This is a genomic window from Dendronalium sp. ChiSLP03b (assembly GCF_034531165.2).
Lineage (GTDB): Bacteria > Cyanobacteriota > Cyanobacteriia > Cyanobacteriales > Nostocaceae > Dendronalium > Dendronalium minutum.
Map to the genome: position 1 here is coordinate 24577 of NZ_JAVRBR020000070.1, position 24254 is coordinate 48830.

Here is a 24254-nt window from a genome sequence, read left to right on the forward strand (position 1 = left end):
GCATGAAAGTCAAGCTTTATTCAGTGGGACTGGGGACTGGTTATTTCCTCCGTTCTCCTTGTCTGCCTTGTCCCCCCTGTCTAAGCCTACGGTGTACACACAAGTCGAAGTAAAGTAATAAGAGCAGGGGTTTTGAGGAGTAAAAGGCAGTGGAAAATCCAATCAGAATACACGCGCAAGCAGTTAAGGGGAAAGCATTTGGAGACGGGCGACTCTCTAAAAGGGGGCAGCATTGTATGAAGCAATGGGAAAACATCAATCAGTGAGCATTCGCCAAATAAGTAAAAATAGAGCCGAACAAGTGGGATACTATCGGTTTTTGGAGAATCAGAATGTGACAATAGGGGAATTAGTGCGAAGTCTATCAGAGCACTGCGTAGCTCAGGTAGAAGGAAGGCATATATTAGCCATCAGTGATACAAGCGAAATTAACTTGCAATCTCATGTAGGCAGGTTGAAAGCTTTGGGTGTAGGTGTAGTAGGAAACAACATAGATATAGGATTTTATATTCATCCAACACTAGTATTAGATGCAGAGAATGGATTTCCCTTGGGGATAAGCACAGTAAAACTGTGGACGAGAGAGATTAACCATCAAGATAAGCATGAGCGCAACTACCAGGTATTACCAATAGAAAAGAAAGAATCATACAAGTGGCTAAGTTCTGCCGAAGAAACGCAAAAATGTTTAACTATTGGGAATGCCAAAATCGTGACTCACATCGCCGACCGCGAAAGCGATATGTATGAGGAATTTGCTACAGTCCCAAATCAAGACAATCATGTGCTGGTCAGAGCGCGCATTGACCGTCGCCTTTTAGGCAACAGCCAATCACTTTATACATACTTAGACCAACAGCCGAGCGAGGGGACTTACACAGTAGATGTTCCAGCAGATGCACGCATTAGTAGAACCGCAAGAGAAGCATTGTTAATTGTGCGCCGTGCAATGGTGAAAATTCAACGTCCAGATAAATTGAATGGGCAAGATTATCCCACTAGTGTGACACTTTATGCCGTGGAAGCCGTGGAAGTCAATCCGCCACTAGGTCAACAACCGATTCATTGGCGATTGCTCACCACCCACCAAATCGTTTGTTTAGAACAAGCACTACAGGTGATTCGATGGTACACCTGGCGATGGCGTATTGAACAACTGTTTGCCACCCTTAAAACTGCTGGTTTAAATCTCGAAGCGACTCAACTTGAGTCAATTGCTGCCATTCAACGACTGACTGTATTAGCTTTGTCTGTTGCTGTGCGGATTTTACAACTGATTTGTGGACGGGACAATCCTGATTTACCGGCAAATATTGCTTTTTCTGTTGAACAACAGCAATGCTTATCTACTCTTGCACCAACTGTCGAAGGTAAAACTCAACTTCAAAAAAATCCCTATCCTCCTGACTCCCTTGCCTGGGCTACTTGGATTATTGCTCGAATTGGTGGTTGGTCTGGTTACAAGTCTCAGAAACCTCCTGGTATTACTACTTTGGTTCGCGGACTAGATCTGTTTGAATCCACCTTTTTTGGCTGGAAACTCGCTCTGGGCATACTTGTGTGTACACCGTAGCTCCGCGTCGGAGAGGGGTTGGGGAGAGGTTCATCGAACTCACGTTAAAAAAGCTAACTTCTGGCGGGATTTAGTTTACCAGCAAATTCATCAGGGTGAATATAGAGACAAAGTAACTGGGAACTGGTTAAGAATTCATTAGTTTTTCTGCTTCCCCGTCTCCACTCGCCGCATTGCCAGTAGCGCTGTTCCATAAGCAGCTTCCGTATTCACTGACGAAGCTACAGGCACTTTTAAACATCGTCCACGAATAGCAGTCCAAGTGGAATTTGCTGCCCCACCACCGGCTGTATAAACAAGGTTTAACTTGTCGGCTCCCATCTGCTGTAATAATTCATAGCCATGTGCTTCTATGCGGGCGATGCTTTCTAACAAACCATGCAGAAATTCCACAGGATTATCTGGGCGTGGTTCCAAGCGTGGGGGTAAATTGGGATCGTTGATGGGAAAGCGATCGCCTGCTTTCAATAGCGGATAATAATCTAACTCGCTGGCTTTTGATGTATCAATCTCGCAGCTAAGACTTTCCAATTCAGCGTTAGTGAAAAATTGCTGTAACACAGCACCCCCAGTATTAGAAGCACCACCAGTTAGCCACAAGTCACCCAGGCGATGGCTATAAATTCCATATCGCGCATCCTCTAGGCGCTTTTGACTCAATAGTTTGAGTACCAAAGTCGAACCAAGGGAAGTCACCGCTTCACCAGGGGATTTTGCACCACTGGCAAGAAAAGCAGCAATGCTATCAGTCGTACCAGCACATACGAGGCAATCACAGCGAAAACGAAACTTAATTGCAATTTCCGGGCGTATTTCAGCGATAGGAGTACCAGGCGGTAAAACCTGAGGTAGCTGAATTGGTATTTGTAATTTCTCTAGCCATTCTGGGTATTTCAATTCTTCCACGTCATAACCCAGCTTTAAAGCATTGTGGTAATCGCTAATACCCAACTGCCCATGCAGCAGAAACGCCAGCCAATCTGCCTGATGCAAGAAATATTTAGCTTCCCTAAAAAATGGTTGTTGCGACATCCACAGAAGTTTGGCCAAACTGGAGGTAGCACTCAATACAGTATGGTTTGAGGGTGCTATGCTCCGCAACTGCTCTAACACTACCGCTCCCCGCCCATCGTTATAAAATAAAGGTACATCTACAGGCTTGCCAGTTGCATCACACAGCAAAACAGTGGAAGAAGTACCATTAATTGCGATCGCTTTAATTTCTCGTCGCAATGACTCTGGGATTTCTGCTAATAGACTCCATAAAGCAGAATTCCATTGATGTGTAGCTAACATTTCCATTGGATATCGCACTTCGGTCTGGATGCAAGCTGCCTCATCAATCACGATACCGCGTGCGCCAGAAGTGCCGTAGTCGATCCCCAGATAAAAATTCATAGTTTTATAAACTTTTTCAATGAAGAATAACTAATGAATGCTGGCCGATCGCTGCTTATGTTGCATCTTGTAACAAGATATTCCACTAACTTGTCAAAACAGTGAAAAGTAGTAAACGAACTACTCAAAATCTATTCCATTTTGGAGGATGTTATCCATGCTCATGTCAAATGCTTTGTACCTCGCTACGTCTATCTCAGACACTCAAGTGTACATTGCTCTGGTTGTAGCGTTGATTCCAGGAGTTCTGGCTTGGCGGTTAGCAACAGAACTTTACAAATAACACCGCGCGATCGCATAGTGAGCGAGTCGTACTAGGAACCACTACACCCTCTAACAACAATCAGGCTAAGCCTGGTTGTTGTCTCTAATCAAACAAGGTATGTGGTGCGACGAACATCAGTTATTTGATTAGTCGCAATATCCAAAATATTTTGCTGCAATTTTTAGTATAAAAAATATTAATAATTTTAAGTAAAAATCTGTAGCTCAATATATGACAAACAAGGTTAAAGTATTGTCAACCTTACGAGCTAACAGTTAACTTCAGCAAGTTAATACTGATATAGCCACGACTGACTAGCAAATATTAACCAGTTGAATACGACCGCTACCAAGGTTGTTTTGTGCGGTGAGATACATTTTAACTTCCTGAAAATGGGAAAATGCCGAGTATCTACCACACTGCAAGTTGTCGTTCACAAAACAGACAACAAATCAGAATTGACATAAAGTCACAAAAGAATAATAATCCTGGCAGACAGGTGCAGATTCCAGATGCTGGCGGCTGGATGCCATAAAGTGTTAAACACCAGATACTTACGTGTGTTCTATTATTTTTTAACGTTTAACATACGTGTAGCAATTTCCCAAAAATGAAGTAACATGTCAGCTAAATCAAGCCGTAATTAGTGCTAGATGGCTCTTTACGGTATTGCCATTCAATCAGCAAAGTTCTCTTGAGCATCATGAACGCGATTCAACCCTCTACACCCCCGTTACAACCTATACAAAAACGTCGGGCTGTTCCTCGACCAAAGCGGCATCTTCGCCAACGCTCTCACCAGGTGATGGTACTGGAAACTACGGCAAAAATAGCGGTTAACTTTGCAATCTCAGCAGCAGCAGTATCTGCCCTAGTGCAACTTTTGCCTTATCACTGGTCACAACAAGAAAAGTTGCGAGAAATTCGTACAGAAGTCAAGCTCATGGAAGGACGCGTCAATAGTTTGCAAGCGGAGTTTAGTCGGAATTTCGATCCGCGTCAAACAAAAAGTATTATGGAACAACAAGGATATCGGTTTGATCCTAACCAACTGCCAGTTGTAATAGTCAATCAGGATAGCAAGGAAATCGAGGCATCAGACTCATTACCCTAAAGAAAATTTCAAATCGGCGATCGGAGATGATTGAAGTGCTTTATGGGCTTTGTTGCGTACAAATACTGTATTTTTGTGCAGAGTTCTAACAGCCAATATTTAATAGCTAATCTTGGTGAGCTATTTTAATTAAAAATTTAAAATTCAAAATTATTTTTTTGAGTTTTGCATTATTGAAAGTGCTGAGGGCTGAGTTAGTTGTAAACCAGTATGGTCTTCTCCCAAGGGGAGATGCCAAAGGCGATGGGGGTTTCCCCATCAATAACTGGCGTTAGTGCAGCATTAGCGACGCAGGAGCGTCACCCGTACTCCTTCTCCTAGGTCGACGCTAGCGCGAACGGAGAACCCGTAGGGTAGGGTCAGTCGTCAGTATTTATTCTCCTTGTCCTCGCGTCCTCTGTGCCTGCTTGCACTAAGAAGACAGTAGTTCGTTTAGCCAATTTTCGATTTGTAAACGCAAGCGATAACCAGGAATATCTCTAGTGTTATCCAGGGAAGGTAGTTGAGTGAGGGCGCGACGATAATCTGCGATCGCACAATTCCAATCGCCCCAAAGATGATAAGTCCTGCCGCGTTCAGCCCAAATATGACCTTCTAGCTGACCAAAAAGCAGTGCTACCTCAAAATTCTCAACAGCCTCCTCGTATTGTCCTAGATCGCGCAAGGTAATACCTCGGTTAATCCACGCTCGCACATGACTGGGATTTAAATCAATGGCGCGATCGTAGTCAGCAATTGCTGCGGTTAATTCTCCACAGGCTGCATAGTAATTTGCCCGATTGTTATAAGCACTAGCTAAATTCGGATTAAGTTGTAGCGCCGTGTTGTAGTCGCGTAACGCTTTTTGCCTTTCACCGCTCTGAAAATAAATCAACCCTCGGTTGTTGTAATCAACTGCATTTTGCGGATGGCGGTGAATCAATTGGCTTAACAGGGCGATCGCCTCAGTATAATCTCCTTCTTGAGCTAATCTCAAAGCACAAGAGCGTAAGTAGCCGTCACCTAAAGCAGATTCGCTTCTACCGTTAGCCCCATGTTCTTGAGCCTGTAATGTATTATTTAGAACAAAACCGTAACAGTTATTTTGCTGGTCGCCAGAAGCTAAAAATGAGTGACTATTCATATTTATTGCCTGAGCTAATTGCTCTTTGAAATCAAATTAGAGTTTTCTTAAGTGATGGTGTTTGATTTTGGCAGCGATTACTTATGTGTTTATAATTACTTAGAAAATGATTGACACTGAATTTAAAGTACTGCCACAAGTAGAATTCACCTCACACAAACAATTCATGCTCCAATCTAATAATGGATACCTCATACCCAAGTTCAATTCCAGAAATAGCAAAAATCAATATTCAAAAGAAGGCAGAGGGTCAGGGGAGTAGGGAGATGAGGGAGAGGCGGTGAGAAAGTGGCGTGAGACGCTACGCGAACGAGCGTCACCGGAAGAGGGACGCGGGGAATAACAACTGACAATTGACAGCTAATTCCCCACTCCCTTTTTTTGGATGTCTTAATTACGAATTACGAATTAGTATCAAGTAGTGACAGCGACAACTTGGTAGAATGCCAACAAGCCGTTCATTAAAGATGGAGAAAGGGACACAGGGACACGGTGACACAGGAATGCTTTAGCAAATCCTTTAGGTCGCTGTGTCTCTCCCTAGGTGCGCCTAAAATGTGCCTCAGTCTCCCGTCCCCAACTCTGATTTGTAAGTTTTGAGATTTTCTTATGTCAACAGTAATTTCCTATCAAAATGCCCCCGATTTAGCACCGGATGATTATATAGTTATAGGCTTGGCAACCTGCTTCATCAAAGAAGATGGAGAAGTTCATCAAGTGGAAGTTGTAGAACCAATTCCCTCTGCTGCTTTGGAAGCACTATTAAAAGGTATTCCTACCTCCTATAAACTAGCTCGTGCGACAACTTTGGCATCTGTGCTGGATGGTGATACACTTCTGTTGCCAGAAGGCTTCCCAGAATCAGCGCAGTTTGGGGATGAATTTGTGCCACGGATATTTGCATCTGCTCGCACCTACAAGCGTCGTGAAACTTCAAAATCTCTAATTCCTCTAGGAACGACTTACACTGATTTGAAGTATTCTATTGAGCGTAAGCGAGTGCTAAATGCTAGCAGAGTTGTCACTAAAGAAGACAACGTGAAACAGCATTCTCACACTCACAAAGTTCTTTGAGCTTCAATAATTATGCTAAAACTTTATGGCGGTGCCCGTAGTCGTGCATCAATTGTCCAATGGTATCTAGAAGAGCTGGCGGTGCCCTACGAATTTGTACTTCTAGATATGCAGGTGGGCGAACATCGCCAGTCGGAGTACCTGAAAATCAATCCAGTAGGTAAAGTCCCGGCAATTGTGGATGGTGATTTCCAGCTTTGGGAGTCAGGAGCGATTTTATTGTATCTTGCTGATAAATATGGCAAAACCCCGCTTTCACCAGAGGAACGTGGTGAACTTTCCCAGTGGGTGCTATTTGCTAATGCCACCCTTGGCCCAGGAATTTTTGTAGAAGCAACTCGACAGCAGGAGACACCCCGCTTGTTGAATCCCCTGAATGAAATTTTCGAGCGGCAACCTTTTTTATTAGGAGATGAATTCAGCGTTGCTGATGTAGCAGTAGGTTCTATTCTGAGTTACATTCCCGTCATGCTGAAGCTAGACCTCAGTTCCTACCCAGCCGTATTGAACTATATTCAGCGACTCTCTGAAAGACCCGCTTTTCAAAAAAGCATTGGTAAACGTGCTTAGGGAACTCCAAGAAATAAAAACAACTGCTTGAATTTGTTGACTGATAACTGGTGACTGATGAGTGTCAGCAACCAACAATTACAATGAGATATTTTTATTTGGAAGTCCTTTAGTTAGGCGTAGTAGGTTGGGTAATACCCAACCTACAAATTTTTTAACGATAGTTTGTAAATTGCAAGGCAACAGGGTAGTCTTCTTGCTTCAGCCTTTGGATGACAGTTTGCAAGTCATCTTTAGATTTAGCTGTAACTCTGACAGCATCACCTTGAATTGAAGCTTGTATTTTTTTGAATTCGTCACGAATTAACTTAGAAATTTGCTTAGCAATTTCCTGGCTGATACCTTTTTTGAGTGTGATTTCTTGGCGCACACGATTACCACTAGCTGATTCCACTTTGCCAAAATCAAAAATTTTCTGGGAAAGGTTACGCTTGGCGGCTTTTTCCCGCAGGATGGTGTGAACAGACTCTAAGGTAAACTCACTGTCAGTGCTGACAGTAATGCTGTTTTCACCTAACTCGACATTCGTTTGAGTATCTTTGAGGTCGTAACGACTTTTGATGTCTCGCACAACTTGATCGACGGCGTTAACTAATTCTTGTCGATCGAAGTCACTAACAATGTCAAAGGAATAAGTAGAGGCCATAAAAAATGTTGGATTTGAGATGTTGGATTTTGATAGGGATAAAAACTAGACATTAGACTTGTTGCAGAAGTCGGAAAAAGGGTAAGGGGAAAAGGTTCAAGGAATGGAATTTTCCTTTTGTTTAACTTTTACCCTTTCTTCGCTTTTTATTAAAAGTACTTTTGCAAAAGACTTATTGGGTATAGCCCCAATTTCTAGTTTCTAATCACGCCAGTTCGCAAGGGCGGAGAACACCCCTTCTTCGGATTCACAGTCGCCTGATGCCACTTTCTTCAACTTTGGGAACCAAAGCACATAAGTGGCTTTAGAGGGAAACCCTACCAAGAGCGCTGATTCACCGTACACGACTGGCTCCCCAGTCCTTAGTCCGCAATTATGAGAATGAGAGTGGCATAGCTAAAGGAGCTAATACCAAACGTGAGCGATCGCACAGTATATTCACAATATAGAAAATTGAGTATAGAAAACGAACTCCGACAAAGGCGATATCTATTGACTCGCTGCTACCTTACTCTAGTTCATAGTCTGTAGTCGGTAAATTTTTGACTATTGAACGCCAGTTGCTACCCTACCCTGCGGGAACGACTTCGTCGAACGGGAAACCCTACCCTTCTCCTAAGGTCGCCGCTACGCCAACGGGGACGCTCCTTCTGTGCGAGACGCTTACGCGTAGCTTGCTTCGACCTAGGAGTACGTCGCTAACGTTGCGCTAACAGCAGTTGCTCATGGAGGAAACCACACCACTTGCTACCCTGCGGGTTCTCCGTTCGCGCTAGCGTCTCCCTAGGAGAAGGAGTACAAGTCGGCAAAGCCGACAACAGTCGCCTCAAGTCGGGAAACCCGCCCACAGGGCTGTCTCTCTAACGCACCGACTCTTCTTAACTAATCAAAGTAAAAAAGTGTCACTACTTTTCTTTGTTCTTCTGCGTCTCCACAAGTTTGTAGTAGAGTGCGACTGTCATGAAATGCAAAGCAAATCAGTTGCTGACAGCGGGAGACAATCTCCTTATTACACAAGTAACTAGCTTCCGCGAGGGATAGACTATCATTACCGGGATTTTCTACTAGATGCATTACCTGTTCTAGTTGCTGGCGCGATTCATTGGGTTGGCGTTCTAGGCTTTGGGGTAGAATCACCGTCAATAAATTGGGGTCAGCTCGCATTGCTCCCTTGATAGCAGCTGAATTAGTACCTGTAGCGCCAGAGGTGATGATCCGATTGCCTGATAAAACTAGGGCATAGGTCATCATTTCAATCAGATTCTGATGCGTAATTGGCACATGACGGGAACCCAGCAAGGCAATTCGCTTAGAACCTGTTTGCTGGATTGTCGCCAGTTCTTGCGCTAATGTGTCGAGGTTGATGAGGTCTGTTGACTGGCTCAAAGATGGACATAATCAGATTAAACGACCCAGATATTTTACCAAACAGAGTGTAGATAGGAAGCGAACCTGAGTTAGACATTGTTACAATTTTTGGAGTAATTGCCTCAGTAATTCGTAATGCGTAATTCGTAACTCGTAATTAAAGCCCACAGAATCAGGCTAGCTACAGGTAGTTTCTAGTACTTACTCTGTTTTACAAATTTCAATTTGGTATTTTTCGTAAAACGGAGAGGAACAGCACGCTGTCACCTCCTAGGTGACAGCGAACTATCTTAATCCCACTAGCAACACAGCCTTCATTTATGCCTCTTGGAGTTAATGAGGCTAAGGTAAAGCCGCTACGGGAGTTAAGCCTAGTTTAGATAACAGGCGGTCAATGTCAAAATGCTCTGTCATTAACTGGCGAATGCACTGAACTTTAATCGGCTCATGAAGGCGCACTTGACCAAAGGTACGGTCAACAATTTCCACAGTAGTCAGGGTATCCAAGTCAACGGACAAAATCGGGATTTCTAGTTCTTCAGCGCGACTGAGAATGAATGGAGGTGGTGGCAGTTGTCCGGTGAGGATCAGGCACTGGGTAGAGGTTTCCAAAGCAGCTTGCTGAATTTCTACGCGATCGCCTCCTGTCACTACTGCCATATTCCGGCGTTTGCGAAAATACTTGACAGCGGCATTGACATTCATTGCCCCAATTGCCAAACTTTCTACCAACAAATCTAAGCGATCGCTACGACAGAGAACGTCGGCGTTTAACTGCTTTACTAGTTCGCCAACACTGACACTGCGGAGCAAGTCACTTTTTGGCAGCGTTGCCAGCACAGGAATACCTTGCTGTTCCAAAAACGGACGTATGAGGTTGTCAACGGTTTCTATTTGTGCAGCAGGGATATCATTGATTGCAACTCCAATTAAGCGATCGCCCACACGCTGTTTAGCAGACAGTAGCGCCTCAACAGAAAGCAGCGAGTTATATCGCGCTACCAATAACACAGCAGCATCTAATATTTCACTTACTTGCAGCAAAGACAAATCAAACAGATTGCCTTCTGATAAATCACCAGGTCCCTCCAGCAAGACTAAATCCCCTTGGGAAATTTCCAAATATTGCTGTAACAGGGACTGACGATAATCAGTTCGATCTTCACCGCTTAGGCGTTTTTGGACGCTGACTTCATTCAAAGCAAGCAAAGTAGGAGCAATGCGGTTTGCGGACAAGTTGAGACTATGAGTAACAAACTGGACATCTTCCTCAACTACGGTTTTGCCAGATGCACTAAAAGAAGTGCCTAGCGGTTTGCCATAGCCAATATCCAGTCCTTTTTGCTGTAGCTGATGAGACAAACCCAGAACAGTTGCAGATTTTCCGCTGTAAGCCTCGGTTGAGCCAATTAGCAAATATTTAGCAGATTTTGGCACACATGCACTCCTAATTTCAAAAGGAAGTAGAACCCAGCTAGGTGTTTCCTCATTTTAGTTTGTTCCGGCAGAAGCCTTGCACTCTCAAAAAGTGGCGTTTTCCTAAGGAAGAAGTTTTTTTAGGTGATATAATTGTCTGGAATTATCAATATTTATACTATTTTGCTAGTCATCAGTTGGTATCTAAAATATCGCTTTTAATATTTTTAAACTCAGGCTAGAGTCTATGAGCCATTTAATTCCTATAAGCCTGCAATAAGGGATTTCAGAAGTGGTGTAAGGGCATAGGGATAGAATTTACCCTTACACTTCTAACTAACTGGCTTATTCGTCTATACGCAGCAGTTTGCGGTAGAAAGCTTGGGAAAAATCAGTCACGCGATAGCGCTTATAGTTTTCCATAAGTTCAATTAAAAAACTCATAAATTCAAAACTTGCCATCATCACTTCATAACTGAGGTCAGCATTGCCATCAAACTGCATCCGGCAACGCGTTAAGTCTGAAGGTAAGGTAGCAATATTCCAAGAGGCGACAAAGGGAATATTTTCACTTGCTTCTATTTTGCGGTGTCCCTCCAAAACGCCTTTTTGATAGAGACTAATGGCAAAAGGCAAGAAATTGCGCTTCGCACCCTGAATGTAAGGTAAGTAAACGCTTGCTTGTTGTTGAGTGGCAGGCTGTAGTTGCTCAATAGACATCTTTGAATATTCCTCAAGTTAGTTGACAACTGGGGATATTAGTGGATTTCAATAGTATTCCCAGAAAACATGTCTAAAGCACATAGTAAGGAGCAGGATATGAGGGGACGCGAGGACGCAAAGACGCGGAGCATAATCACTGACTCTTACCTATTACCTTCTGACAACTGACTAATTACTGAAGTTACTGCTAAGAAATATTAAAATGTCGGTTACAATAAGGCTGCATTGGCTTTTATTGAAGCTGGGACAATAACATCGAAAATCCCTATTATTAGGCGGTTCATGCTGTTATTGTGGCTGTTACCAACACTTAGCTATTGCTAGCTTACTACCACTTTGCCCAATCCAGAGTTCTTAAGCGGTGGAACATTACCTCTAATCTCTGGGATAGATAAAAGTGTGTGAAGGCTGCACAGTTCAGTGTTACCCGATTCTCAGCTTCTTTAAGGTGTATAAAAATACTGATTTTAAAATTCAAGTAACCTATGCCAGCGAATTCCTGGCCCGAAAACGATTATTACGACGAGCTTGACCCACTTAACTCCCTTTTGTCCGACCTATCGGTAGATGAGGAGTCAGTTGTAGAGGCACAAAATGTCTCTCTAGCATCCCGGTTTCAAGGACGTAGACGCAAAGCTGCTCTGGTTTTAACTATAGTTTGGAGTGGTACAATCGCTCTGCATTTAGCTTCTTGGGGTTTTATATTCGTACTCGGACTGACCGCCGTACTAGGACTTCATGCCTTAGACGTTATATTTGCCAGACCCCGCCACTATCCCAAAGAAGTGCAGGGAGATTTGCCTTCTGTATCTGTGTTAGTGGCAGCAAAAAATGAAGATTCAGTAATTGGCAGATTAGTCAAGAGTCTTTGTAGTCTGGAATATCCAGATGGGCAGTACGAAGTATGGATAATTGATGATAACAGTACCGATAAGACACCGCAGTTATTAGCAGAACTGGCGCAGGAATACCACCAACTGAAGGTTTTCAGGCGTTCCGCCCAAGCTACTGGCGGGAAGTCAGGAGCGTTGAATGAGGTTTTACCACTTACTAAGGGGGAAGTGATAGCAGTTTTCGATGCTGATGCCCAGGTGCCATCAGATTTACTGCTCCAAGTAGTACCTTTATTTCAACGAGAAAATGTCGGGGCGGTACAGGTACGAAAAGCGATCGCCAACGCCAAAGAAAACTTCTGGACTAAGGGACAGATGGCGGAAATGGCTCTGGATACATGGTTACAGAAACAGCGTATTGCTATTGGTGGAATTGGCGAGCTGCGGGGCAATGGTCAATTTGTCCGACGCATAGCTTTGGAAAGTTGCGGTGGGTGGAATGAAGAAACCATCACCGATGATTTAGATATGACTTTCCGCTTACATCTCGATAACTGGGATATTGAGTGTACATTCCACCCAGCTGTGCAGGAAGAAGGCGTGACAAATGCGATCGCCCTTTGGCATCAGCGCAATCGTTGGGCAGAAGGCGGCTATCAGCGCTATTTAGATTACTGGAATCTGATTCTCAAAAACCGCATGGGTAGGCGGAAAACTTGGGATCTCCTGATGTTTATGCTGATTATGTATATCATACCGACAGCAGCAATCCCAGATTTATTAATGTCGATAGCGCGGCATCGTCTACCAATTTTTAGTCCATTAACCAGCTTGTCTTTAACTATGTCTGTTGTAGGCATGTTTGCTGGACTCAGGCGGATACGTCAAGAGCAAAAATTCAATGTTTCTACAACTTTTCTGTTAATGCTTCAGACGCTACGTGGCACTTTATATATGCTGCATTGGTTAGTAGTCATGAGCAGTACCACTGCCCGCATATCCGTCAGACCAAAGCGTTTGAAATGGGTGAAGACAGTGCATTCAGGAAGTTGATAATAGCACCTGCGAGTAATTAAAAATTAAAAATGCAAAATTCAAATTATTGCTTTGAATTTTGCATTTTTTTATCCCACATTTAGCACCCGCAACTGGCACAGATGAGAGACAGTAAGGAAATCAAAATGCTTTCAAAAATCCGAAACTAAGAAATCCAGGACAAAATTTCTTACCAATTGTTAGCACAATCCAGCATTATCAATACTTTTAAAAGCTACAGCTTCGCAAGGAAGTCGAGAAGGGATAGCTCTTTAAGTGAATTTTATTCGTAGTCAGTTTCTGATTCCTCTACCCACTCCGATGTATTCGTGGAGTCGGATGATTCGATTCCATCATCTGTGAGGCGGATAATTTGTCCGTCGAAAAAATTTGCTAGACGTTGAGCTGCGATCGCCACTTCATCAGTTTCCCAATCAGTTGGGGGTGTTTCGGTTGATGGTGGAGGCACAGTTTGCACCCCATTGCCATTTCTCGCAGGTGGCGCACTTCCATTCCTTGCAGGCGGCTCGGTTTTTGCTGCTGGTGCTGGTGTGGTTGGCTGCGGTACTGGCGTTGGTGGCGTGTTTTGGTTGTTGTACTTAGGAGGTGGCTGCTGAACGCGAGCAGAGTCTTTTGGAGAAGGATCTTTTTTGGCTGAGGTAGGAGTTACAGAGCTTACTTGTTCTAGATTTACCTGAACTTCACACTGAAAAGTCTGCTGGAAAGCTGCCTTGATCATCGGAAGATCGGATTTAAGTGTTTCATACCATTTAGATCCTTTGACAGCAACACGCGCTACAGTACCGTTAAACTCTATTAGCTGGCACATTTGCCCCAGTAAAGCTTGCCTGGAAGGCATCGGAAAATTAGTACGCACCTGTTGCCAAACCTGAGTTAAGTCATATTGTGATGTCTCAACAACTTCCTCTAAGGGTGATACTGGGGATACTTGTTGTGCAGGTGCAATGAACGGTTTCTCCTCAGTAGGTGGCTGAGGAGTAGATCCATTTTCTGTGGGTGGTGGCGATACCGAGTTAGTAGAAGAGATGCGATCGACTGGCAAAGAAACTGGAGTAGATGAAGTATAGTCACCATCTGGCTTGTTTTCTGCTGGAACTTCAACATTAGACGAAGTATTTCCTGGGTAATTGTTACCGTTAGGCGAAGCCGTTCTCACAGAGTGGGATAGTTCTTGCTGAAGGGTTGGGTTGGGTTGCTGGGGTGAAGTTGGAGGAGCTGCTTTCTGTGTTAGGAACTGCGGAGGTGATTGACGATCGCTTGCCGATACCGCAGGGGTTGTGATAACTCTAGGTGAAATGCCTGTGCCTGTGGACTGAATATTTGCACTCGGTAGTAATCCTAGTAATGTCACCTCCAACCACAAACGTGGCTGGGTAGTGTTTTTAATTTGTACTTCAGCTGTTCGCAAGTGCTGCTGTCCCACCAAAATTGTACTCATATCCAGTTGCTGGGCAAACTCGACTAGCGCTGTCCAAGTTTGGCGAGTACAAGCTATCAAATCATGACGATTCGGGGCTGTTTTGGCAATCAGTAAATCGCGGTAGAAAGCGGCCAGATTTTGCAGAATAGTTAGCGGTTCTCGACCACGCTCTAAAATGTTACGGCTACAATCTAAAACTGCTTCTGGATCGTTTTGAGCAATCGCACTCAACAAAATTAACAAGTCTTGCTCGCTTACCGAACCAACTAAATCCCAAACTTTGTCTGGTGTCACTTCACCCGATAACAGTGCTAACTGGTCGAGCAAACTTTCCGCATCCCGCAATCCTCCCTGAGCAATTTGAGCTACCAATGTTACAGCATCAGGAGAAATACGAATGCGTTCATAAGATGCGATCGCACTTAAATGCTTTACCATCGCCTCTAATTGAATGCGTCTAAAATCGAACCTCTGACAGCGTGAAATAATTGTTGGCAATACTCGCTGTGGGTCAGTTGTAGCTAAAATAAAGACTACGTATTTCGGTGGTTCTTCTAGTGTTTTTAGTAGTGCATTAAATGCTGCTGTACTGAGCATGTGGCATTCATCGACTACATAAACCTTGTAGCGGCACTGCACTGGCGCAAACTGTGCCTTTTCAATCAGCTCGCGGATATTATCGACACCAGTGTTGCTGGCAGCATCGATTTCAATTACATCTAGAGAGTAGCCCTTAGTAATACCCTGACAAACATCACATACACCACAGGGTTCAGGAGTAGGCTTGTCATTTTTGAGACAATTGAGAGATTTAGCGAGAATACGGGCGCTGGATGTCTTTCCTGTACCTCGCGGCCCAGTGAACAAATAAGCGGGGGCGATTTTCGCTGTTGCAATTGCGTTAGTAAGGGTAGTAGCGATCGCCTCTTGTCCCACCAGTTCAGCAAAACTCTTTGGGCGATACTTGTGGTGGAGGGGTTCGTAAGACATGGATTTTAAATGTCAATGCCTTTTATAAATTAATTTAGAAACACAAGCGCCCATTTGACATTCAATTATTTTAAACGCAGGAATATTCCTTTTGGATAATTAAATTATTCCAACATTTCTTTTGATTATAGTACATTTGAACCAATTTAGGAAATTAGGAGTAGAGACACGATTAATCGCGTCTGTAGTTTTATCGCCCCTGCTCCTCCGCCTTGGTAATGTACATTTTATTGACTGGAATAATGCGATGGTACAGTGCGATCGCTACAATCTTAGGATAGGCAATACTCAATGGTGCGGCACATGCTCAGGCGGCTAGTTCAGTGGCTCAAAAGGTTCTTCCAACGCTTATTTGGTAGACGACAGACTTCCTCTAAAATAGCGGAAGATGTGCCAAAAGAAGTAGCGCCACCCCTAACCGACACGGATCTAGAATTTCTGTTCACTGAACTTTTGGAAGGAGTACATCAAGCAAGAGGACAAGCTTGGGCGTTAAAATGGCTGCAAAACATTGAACATCGTATCTCAACTGAACGCTGGATACAATGGTTACAGCGCTTTGGTGAAAGATTGCTAGCATCACCTACACCCAATAATGAATTAGCTGCTCGCTTAGTGCAATTGGGCGAGCTGAATACTGGAGAAATCGGAGACGTTGCCTATGATATTGGTATGCAAGTTTTGACGCGCAATCAAGGCGAACCAATATGGGAATATGATGGGCCAGACGCTGTCAGCACACTCCCACCCGAAGAAAGCTACCCAATACAAGAAGAAGCAGGTGAGGGAGAAATTCCGGCAGAAGGAGAATATCAAACTGTCACTATAGATCAGTTGTTTGTGATGTTGCAGCAGGATGAAAACTTACGCCAGCAGATTGCTGAACAACTGGCAATTGAGACAGACGATCCAGAAATTATTGTCCAAGAATTAATTAATCAATATTATGCTCCTAGTGAATCCTCTACAGATCAAGCATAAGATTGGGGATTGGGTATTGGGAAAGGAGAAAAGGAAAGAACTATCCCTTTGCCCTTTAATCTCTTCCCAGTCCCCAGTCTTCAGTCCCAGAAGATAACGACTGGCAAAGTTTTGTATATTTTTTATAACCATACGATTACAAACCCTGCGAAATCCAGTAGGTTTTACGTAATTACTGATTTTTTGAAGACAACGCCGCTACAATCTAGGAGAAATAAAATCCAAGAGTATGGCAGATGCTCACGCAGCTAGTGCAGTGGCTTAAAACGTTTTCAAATCGCCCCGTTGGTAGTAAGCAGACTCGTGCTATCCAGACTGTGACGGACAACCAGGTGGTAGAATCTCCACCTGAACTGACTAACGCGGATCTGGAACTTTTGTATAACCAGCTGTTGGAAGGTGTAAATCAAGGACGAGAACAACAGTGGGCAATAAAGTATCTACAGCGGATGGAAGATCGCATTAGCCATGAGCGTTGGATAGATTGGCTGCTGGGCTTTGGTGAAAAATTACTCATATCACCTGCACCAAACCATCAGTTAGCAAGCCTGATGGTGCAGCTAGGTGAACTTGGTATCGGTAAAATTGGAGAACTTTCCTATGACATTGGTATACAGTTGTTGTCACGGGACTTAAGCGAATGGTACGAAGATAGCGAAGAGCCGGAAACCGAAACCACAACGTCTGAAACTTCTGAAACTTTGCTCAACTCTCCAGGACAGGAGTTAATCCGCAATTTAGGCGAACTGTTATGGGAGTCTGACGAGCCATCGGCAGTTCCTCATGGGGGGAACCCCCAAGACCGGACTGCCTCAGAAGTCGAAACCAGAGTAGCACCCCAGATTTCTCTGCCTGAAGAAATAGCAGCAAATAACCAAGGGGAACTAATTTGGGAATATCAAGGGGAAGCAGCCGAAACCACAACAGCACCCCATTTTGTCCCAGATGAAGATACCACAGAAAACTCACAAGGGGAATATCAACAAGCAAGCGAAACTACGGCAGCGCCGCATTTTGTCCCAGATGAAGATGCCACAGAAAACTCACAGGAATGGCAGTATCAAGAACAAGCAAGCGAAACTGCAACTGCAATACCTCTGCTGACTCCTGCTGAAGAAGATGTAATTTACAACTTAAACGAACTGTCGTTTGAGCACGAACAGCAAAAGACTGAAATCACACCAGCTTACCTGCTTGCTACTACCCCAGAAGCTTTAGCAGCAATCTTGTCAGCAGAGGGGATTTGGGATCAATCTTTGGCAAATTTAGATCCAAATGTGGGGTATACCATAGATGAGTTGTTGATAAGGTTGGATCAAAGTACCACTTTAGTTGAGCAACTTGCTTCTAATCTGGCAACTCAAACGAACCAAAACCCAACTTTTACAACCAGTCCAAATGCGGCAATTCAAGCACAAGCCTGGTTTTATCAAGGTCTGCGGCAAGCCAAAAGCGGAGATTTGTTAGGAGCGATCGCATCTTACGACCAAGCTATAGAATTAAATCCAAATTCTTATGAATATTGGTTTAATAGAGGCTTAACTCTATTTCATTTAGAACATTTTACCGAAGCGATCGCCTCTTATAACCAAGCCATAGAACTGAAACCCGACCACTACAAAGCTTGGTATAACCGGGGTGGAACTTTAGGTGAAATTGGATATTTTGAGGATGCGATCGCCTCCTTTGAACAAGCCATAGAAATCCATCCCGATTACCCAGAAGCTTGGGCTGGTAAAGGTTTAGCCCTGCTCAAGTTAGGGCGGATATGGGAAGCAATTGCCAGTTACGACCAAGCCTTACAGCTACAACCCCAAGACCAAGAAAATTGGTATTTCCGAGGTATAGCGCTAGCTTTAGCCGAACAGCATGAAGATGCGATCGCATCTTATGATGAAGCTTTAGAAATCCAACCAGATTACCACGAAGTTTGGATTGACAGGGGTGTAGTCCTATTTAATTTAAAACGCTGGTCAGATGCGATCGCATCATACGACAAAGCTTTAGAAATTCAGCCTAACTTTTACTTAGCTTGGTACAACCGTGGTGTGGCGTTAGATAACCTAAGAGACCATGAAGAAGCGATCGCCTCTTATCGCAAGGCCATAGATATTAAACCCGACCTTCACTTAGCTTGGTATAACCAGGCCGTAGCGCAGTTTTATTTAAAACAATACACTGAAGCGATCGTTTCTTACGATAACGCTTTACAAATTAAACTTGACTACTGGGAAGCTTGGATTGGTCGAGGCACTGCTGCCGGTCATTTAGTGAATCTTAAACCTGCGATATCGACTGACATCGCCACAGCAAATCCTGCCTTGCAACAGGGAGGATTTGAGGGGAAACTAGCCAGTTACGAAGAAGGATTGAAACATATTTATTCAAATACTCACCCAGAAGGCTGGGGTAGATTACATTTAGCGATCGGCAATGCTTACTTTGACCGAGGCAAAAAACATTCCACATCCCGTGACGATTGGGGCAAAGCCATAGCCGAGTACAATCAAGCATTATTAACCCTGACAAGTGAAGATTTTCCTCAGTTATATCTGGAGAGTTTGCAATCTTTAGTTAAAGTACTTTTGGGTTTAGGACAAATAACCCAAGCTCAAGAATTACAGCAAATCAGTGCAGATTTCTTGCAACAATTACTCAGCGAACCGACTCGCACTGATGAAAGTAAAAAACAGTTGGCTCTGAAATTTGCCGGTATCGATCAATTGGCAGTAGATTTACATGTGGAGTACGGCGATTTAGTAGAAGCCTGGGAAATGGCAGAACAGATCAAAAATTGTTGCTTAACCTGGCTATTAGATGGTTGGAAAGCAGAAATTTACTCACCCCTATATAACTCCGTTCAACAACTACTCAATCCCACCACAGCAATTATTTACTGGCATATTAGCCCAGTAGCGTTAAATACTTTTGTGATCAAAGATGAAGCCCCATCGCCCATCCTCATCTTTATACCCATACAAAATGTAGGAATAATAGAAACCGCTACACCTGACCATGAATTGCCTCTACCGGAAGCAGTCAGACGCTTAATTGAATTTGAAGATTGGCTAGAAGATTGGAATCAAGAACATCAGGAATATCGCAACCAAGACCAATCTCAACAAAGCAAAAGCAATCATTCTTGGCGATTGGAGATGGAACAGAGACTGTTACAACTAAAAGAAATTCTCCAAATTTCCACAATTAAGCAGGAACTCGAAGGGATTACTCAACTAATTTTAGTTCCCCATCGTGACTTGCACGCATTACCTCTCCATGCACTTTTTCATTTATCTTCTGCCTACGAAGAATATCTGCCAAATGTGGAATCTAATTTCAGCATTTCTTATTTACCTAGCATCCAAAGCGGTTTGTCTTTGAAAGCTGAAGGCAGAGGGCAATTATTAGAGCAAAACTTACTCAGTGTTGAACATCCCAATACCACAAATCATCCTCCACTCAAATTTGCCAAATTAGAATCTGAAATTGTCAGCCAGATGTTCAATAATCCCCATCGCATCCAGGGAACAAAAGCTACTAAAAATGTTGTAGAAAGTGCTTTATTTGATAATAATTATAATATATTTCATTTTACGGGTCATGTTACGAACAATTGTCGTGAGCCTCAAAAATCAGAGTTAGCTTTAGCAGGTGAAGAAAAACTCACCTTAGAAGAAATCTGCCAACAAAATTTAGCTAGTTATAATCTGGTTACTTTGTCTGCTTGCGAAACTATAAGAACTGGCAATTATGCTGTCACCACTGAATATGTGAGTTTAATCAGTGGTTTTATCTGTATGGGAATTCCTCATGTAGTGAGTACTCTTTGGACTGTAGAATCATCTGCCAGTGCTTTGGTGATAATCGAGTTTTATCAAAGACTACAGCAAGATAAATCTGCAACTACAGCTTTAGCTGAAGCCACAGCATGGCTGAAAGAATTAACTGCTGGAGAATTAACAAAATGGTACGAACGTTTACTCAATAATCTAGATACTGAAGAATTAAGAATTAGAGCTTATTTAGCAACACATTTGTATAGAACGAGTAAAATTGCACCAGATAAAAAGCTATATAGTCATCCTTACTATTGGGCAGCATTTACGATTACGGGTAAGCTAAATTAAAATAATTCGTAACTCGTAATTAAAACTTTTAAATAAGAATTTAGCTCTTCTTATTTAATCTATCTATAATCTTCTGCATCATACTTTGTTAATTTTCTAATTATCATTAGATTAAATATAAATAATATTCATAAGAATAAAGACGCAAAGGTGCTAGGTATAATTTTACGCCTCTACGTCTCTAGATTTTACCAATTCTTCAGAAGTAGGGACACAAGACGTTGTGCCCTTTCATTACGAATTAGGAATCGCTATTACTTGTTAGGCTGAGGAGTTAGCCGCAAATAAGGCTTGACTTCCTGGTAGCCTTTGGGAAACTTCTCTTTTAGTACTTCTGGATCTTTCAGAGAGGGGACGATTACGCAATCGTCTCCGTCTTTCCAGTCGGCGGGTGTTGCTACGCTGTAATTATCAGTCAGTTGCAGAGAGTCAATCACCCGCAAAAGTTCATCAAAGTTGCGTCCAGTGCTAGGTGGGTAGGTGAAAGAGAGACGAAGTTTCTTATTGGGGTCAATAACGAAAACCGATCGCACTGTTACAGCTGCGTTGGCATTAGGATGAATCATATCGTAAAGGTCAGAAACCTTGCGATCTGCATCTGCCAAAATTGGGTAGTTGAGAGTAGTGCTTTGAGTTTCTTCGATGTCTCCCACCCATCCATTGTGAGATTCTACATCGTCAACGCTAAGAGCGATCGCTTTGACATTGCGTTTGTCAAATTCTGGTTTCAGTTTGGCAACTGTGCCTAATTCTGTCGTGCAAACAGGTGTAAAGTCAGCAGGGTGGGAAAACAGCACTACCCAGCTGTCACCTGCCCATTCGTAAAAATTTATGTCGCCGTGTGTAGAGGCTTGCGTAAAGTTGGGTACTGTATCACCAAGACGGAGAGCCATGAGAGATTCCCTGTAGTTACAAAGGCATGTGTCTTCTATTTTGCCATCATGACATAAAACACCGATTACCCAATCGGGCATTAGCTGTTTGAAACAAAATTTTAAGTTGTCAGCGTTTGCAGAGGGATTACTACCTGACAGAAGAATAAAAAACCTTGAGCGATCGCAGAAAATCAACTGAGCGCAGTTGCACAGAACTAAATTCAGCCAGAGATTTTAACTGTTGTGCTGAACTGCATGTTCATGACCCACTAAGTAGAAAGGCGCAAATAAATAGAATTATGTAACGAAAAGTAAAGTTAACTAAAACCCTCTTCCCTTCTGCCATCTGCCCTCTGCCCTCTGCCTTGCCTTAATAATAAATATTCGCGCCGACCTACTTAAACTCCAGGTCTAAACTTCAGTAGTTAAGTACTTTCTGTAAAGCCAGCAATAATTCATTGATAGTGTAGGGTTTTGATAAAAAGGTAGCGACACCAGCATTATCAAGCGCCTCTAGCTTGTTCCTGGACAACAGTCCACTAGTAGCAACAATTTTTACCTGGGGGTTAATTTTTTTCAAAGTACGAATAGCTGTTAAGCCATCTAAAGAGGGTAGCATTAAATCTATCAGTACAGCACTGATTTTGTCTGCGTGTTTGGCATATAGTGCGATCGCCTCAATCCCGTCACTAGCAATCAGAGTTTGGTATTGGTGAGTCTCCAGCGATGTTTTAGTAATATCTTGGATTGCAGGTTCATCATCCACAACTAAAATCAATTCTCCATTTCCTGTGAACGGTGTTAACTCTTCTGCGTTGAGTATTTCCGTTCCTCCCACCGCTGGTAAGTACACCTTAAAGTGAGTGCCGCTTCCTATCTCGCTACATACATCTACAAAACCACCGTGGCTTTTGATAATACCAATTACGGTAGAAAGTCCTAATCCTGTGCCTTGTCCTACTGGTTTAGTAGTGAAGAATGGCTCAAAAATTCTATCTAAGATTTCCCCTGAAATGCCAACTCCCGTATCTGAGACAGTCATTACCACATATGGCCCCACATTGGCTTCCAGGTTCATCCGCGCATAATTTTCATCAATAAACAGATTTTGGGCAGAAATAGTTAATTTACCACCATTGGGCATGGCATCGCGGGCGTTAACGCATAAGTTCATCAGTACTTGATGGAGTTGGGTGCTATCTCCAGAAACCATCCACAATTCATTTGAGACATCGATACAAACTTCGATAGATTTTGGAAATGTCTCTTTGAGAATCTTGGCAACTTCTACGATGAGGTGTCTAATCTGCAAAGTGATGTGCTTGCCTTCCACACCCCGTGCAAACGACAGCACCTGCTTGACTAAATCGGCTCCGCGTTTAGCATTAATTTCTAGAATCTCCAATAGATGCAGAGTCCGCTCATCAGCATCAGGAAATTTCAGTGGTAGGAGTTGCGCTCCTGCCAAAATCGGTGTCAGGATATTGTTGAGGTCATGAGCGATACCGCTAGCCAAAGTACCAATACTTTCCAGGCGTTGGGCACGAAATAATTGGGCTTCTAATTGTTTCTTCTCAGTAATATCTGTATCGACACTGAGAATTGATTTCGGCTTTCCCCATGCGTCGCATACCAAACTCCAACGGCTAGAAACTAAAACTTCCCTACCACTTTTAGTAGTTTTATTTAACTCGCCCTCCCACTTACCCTTAGCGACGACATTTAACAAAGCTGCTTCGATTTCCGCAGAAGGTTCATTAAATAATAATTCAGCGACATTTTTCCCCCAAGCCTCGTGAGCCTTCCAGCCATAGAGATTTTCTGCACCTTTATTCCAAAATAGAATTTTATTTTCTAAATCGCGCACGCAAATTGCATCAGTGGTGACATCTAATAATGCCGCTTGTTCGCGGATTTTTTCTTCAGCCAGCAGGCGATCGCGCAGGGCGGCTTGCCGTTCGCTAATATCTATGCTGGCACAGGTTATACCGACAATTTCTTGTAACTCATTGCGTAATGGCTCAACAGTCAAATCGTAATAGCGAATTCCTTGGGGAGTAGTGATAGATACTTCCTCTCTAGTACCGATACCGCTGGTTAGTACACTGTGTTTGATAGCAGTGAGACGTTGGGCATCTTTCGCTAGGATGAGATCGAAATCATGTTTGCCCAACATTTCCTCAACTGTCCACCCAGAAATGGGATTATAAACCCAGGTATAACGTAACTCCTTGTCCTGGTTGAAAACGAAAATTGGTGAGTTTTTGAGCGCAACCCGAAATCGCTCCTCGCTCTGTCGTAGTGCATCTTCCACCCGTTGACGCTCGATTGCATAACGCATGGAACGCACTAGCAAGTCGCCAGTCACTTGTCCTTTGACTAAATAATCTTGCGCTCCTTCCTGCATTGCCCGCAGTGCCAAGGTTTCATCATCTAGGCCAGTCAAGACGATGATGGGAGTTGCTTTTGCTTGATGTGTTGCTCTGACAAACGTTTCCATTCCCTGACTGTCAGGCAGGGAGAGGTCTAATAGCATCACATCGAAGCTGTCATTAACTAAACAGTCGAGTGCCTCGCTAAGCCGCTCAACTGGCTGTAACTCTACCCTAGCTGTAGTTACTTCCTTTAAAAACTCTTGCAATAAAAAGACATCGCCAGGGTTATCTTCAACTAATAAGACTTTAATAAGTTGACCTGCCATT

General features: G+C 43.3%; 17 protein-coding genes. 8 read left to right on the forward strand and 9 right to left on the reverse strand.

Annotated elements, in window-relative coordinates:
• Positions 1–244 precede the first annotated feature (244 nt).
• Positions 245–1573 (forward strand): IS4 family transposase, encoded by a 1329-nt coding sequence (locus RMY31_RS18060; protein WP_409878068.1) that lies wholly within the window; start codon positions 245–247, stop codon positions 1571–1573.
• 138 nt (positions 1574–1711) lie between these two features.
• On the opposite strand, the gene RMY31_RS18065 is transcribed toward RMY31_RS18060, so the two are convergent.
• The gene (locus RMY31_RS18065) at positions 1712–2971 is read right to left on the reverse strand and encodes an FGGY-family carbohydrate kinase (protein WP_322662844.1); all 1260 of its coding nucleotides are present in this window, start codon (positions 2969–2971) and stop codon (positions 1712–1714) included.
• A gap of 163 nt (positions 2972–3134) precedes the next feature.
• Between RMY31_RS18065 and psaM the strand changes: the two genes are divergently transcribed.
• Together psaM and RMY31_RS18075 are read left to right on the forward strand one after the other, a co-directional pair.
• On the forward strand, positions 3135–3254 hold the full coding sequence (gene psaM / locus RMY31_RS18070) for a photosystem I reaction center subunit XII (RefSeq protein ID WP_322662942.1): 120 nt from the start codon (positions 3135–3137) through the stop codon (positions 3252–3254).
• Positions 3255–3939: 685 nt separating this feature from the next.
• The gene (locus RMY31_RS18075) at positions 3940–4350 is read left to right on the forward strand and encodes a hypothetical protein (protein ID WP_322662849.1); all 411 of its coding nucleotides are present in this window, start codon (positions 3940–3942) and stop codon (positions 4348–4350) included.
• Positions 4351–4762: 412 nt separating this feature from the next.
• Here RMY31_RS18075 and RMY31_RS18080 read toward each other — a convergent pair whose 3' ends face one another.
• Positions 4763–5473 carry a tetratricopeptide repeat protein gene (locus RMY31_RS18080; RefSeq protein WP_322662851.1) on the reverse strand — a complete coding sequence of 237 codons (711 nt, stop codon included), beginning with the start codon at positions 5471–5473 and terminating at the stop codon, positions 4763–4765.
• Positions 5474–6082: 609 nt separating this feature from the next.
• Between RMY31_RS18080 and RMY31_RS18085 the strand changes: the two genes are divergently transcribed.
• Complete coding sequence (locus RMY31_RS18085; RefSeq protein WP_322662853.1) at positions 6083–6547, forward strand: hypothetical protein; 465 nt, start codon at positions 6083–6085, stop codon at positions 6545–6547.
• Positions 6548–6559: 12 nt separating this feature from the next.
• Positions 6560–7117 (forward strand): glutathione S-transferase family protein, encoded by a 558-nt coding sequence (locus RMY31_RS18090; protein WP_322662856.1) that lies wholly within the window; start codon positions 6560–6562, stop codon positions 7115–7117.
• 154 nt (positions 7118–7271) lie between these two features.
• Here the strand turns inward: RMY31_RS18090 and RMY31_RS18095 are convergent, their stop codons facing one another.
• The 4 genes from RMY31_RS18095 to ebsA form a co-directional block, all read right to left on the reverse strand.
• Complete coding sequence (locus RMY31_RS18095) at positions 7272–7763, reverse strand: YajQ family cyclic di-GMP-binding protein (protein ID WP_214436080.1); 492 nt, start codon at positions 7761–7763, stop codon at positions 7272–7274.
• Positions 7764–8645: 882 nt separating this feature from the next.
• Complete coding sequence (locus RMY31_RS18100; RefSeq protein WP_322662859.1) at positions 8646–9149, reverse strand: DNA recombination-mediator protein A; 504 nt, start codon at positions 9147–9149, stop codon at positions 8646–8648.
• A gap of 324 nt (positions 9150–9473) precedes the next feature.
• On the reverse strand, positions 9474–10568 hold the full coding sequence (locus RMY31_RS18105) for a phosphotransacetylase family protein (RefSeq protein WP_322662861.1): 1095 nt from the start codon (positions 10566–10568) through the stop codon (positions 9474–9476).
• A gap of 324 nt (positions 10569–10892) precedes the next feature.
• Positions 10893–11267: a type IV pilus biogenesis protein EbsA gene (gene ebsA, locus RMY31_RS18110; RefSeq protein ID WP_322662864.1), complete on the reverse strand. Its 375-nt coding sequence runs from the start codon at positions 11265–11267 to the stop codon at positions 10893–10895.
• A gap of 488 nt (positions 11268–11755) precedes the next feature.
• Here ebsA and RMY31_RS18115 point away from each other — a divergent pair, with 488 nt between their 5' ends.
• A complete protein-coding gene (locus RMY31_RS18115) occupies positions 11756–13156 on the forward strand; it encodes a glycosyltransferase family 2 protein (RefSeq protein ID WP_322662865.1) in 1401 nt (466 codons plus the stop codon).
• 265 nt (positions 13157–13421) lie between these two features.
• On the opposite strand, the gene RMY31_RS18120 is transcribed toward RMY31_RS18115, so the two are convergent.
• Entirely contained in the window at positions 13422–15569 is a 2148-nt protein-coding gene (locus RMY31_RS18120) for a DNA polymerase III subunit gamma/tau (protein WP_409878069.1), read from the reverse strand.
• A 303-nt stretch (positions 15570–15872) separates the two neighbouring features.
• Between RMY31_RS18120 and RMY31_RS18125 the strand changes: the two genes are divergently transcribed.
• Together RMY31_RS18125 and RMY31_RS18130 are read left to right on the forward strand one after the other, a co-directional pair.
• On the forward strand, positions 15873–16550 hold the full coding sequence (locus RMY31_RS18125; protein ID WP_409878070.1) for a hypothetical protein: 678 nt from the start codon (positions 15873–15875) through the stop codon (positions 16548–16550).
• A 236-nt stretch (positions 16551–16786) separates the two neighbouring features.
• Positions 16787–20677, forward strand: coding sequence for a CHAT domain-containing protein (locus RMY31_RS18130; RefSeq protein WP_322662871.1), 3891 nt, complete (start codon positions 16787–16789; stop codon positions 20675–20677).
• A 254-nt stretch (positions 20678–20931) separates the two neighbouring features.
• Here RMY31_RS18130 and RMY31_RS18135 read toward each other — a convergent pair whose 3' ends face one another.
• Both RMY31_RS18135 and RMY31_RS18140 read right to left on the reverse strand, forming a co-directional pair.
• Positions 20932–21570, reverse strand: a complete 639-nt coding sequence (locus RMY31_RS18135; protein WP_322662873.1) for a peroxiredoxin — start codon at positions 21568–21570, stop codon at positions 20932–20934.
• Positions 21571–21970: 400 nt separating this feature from the next.
• On the reverse strand, positions 21971–24253 hold the full coding sequence (locus tag RMY31_RS18140; protein ID WP_322662875.1) for a response regulator: 2283 nt from the start codon (positions 24251–24253) through the stop codon (positions 21971–21973).
• Position 24254 lies beyond the last annotated feature (1 nt).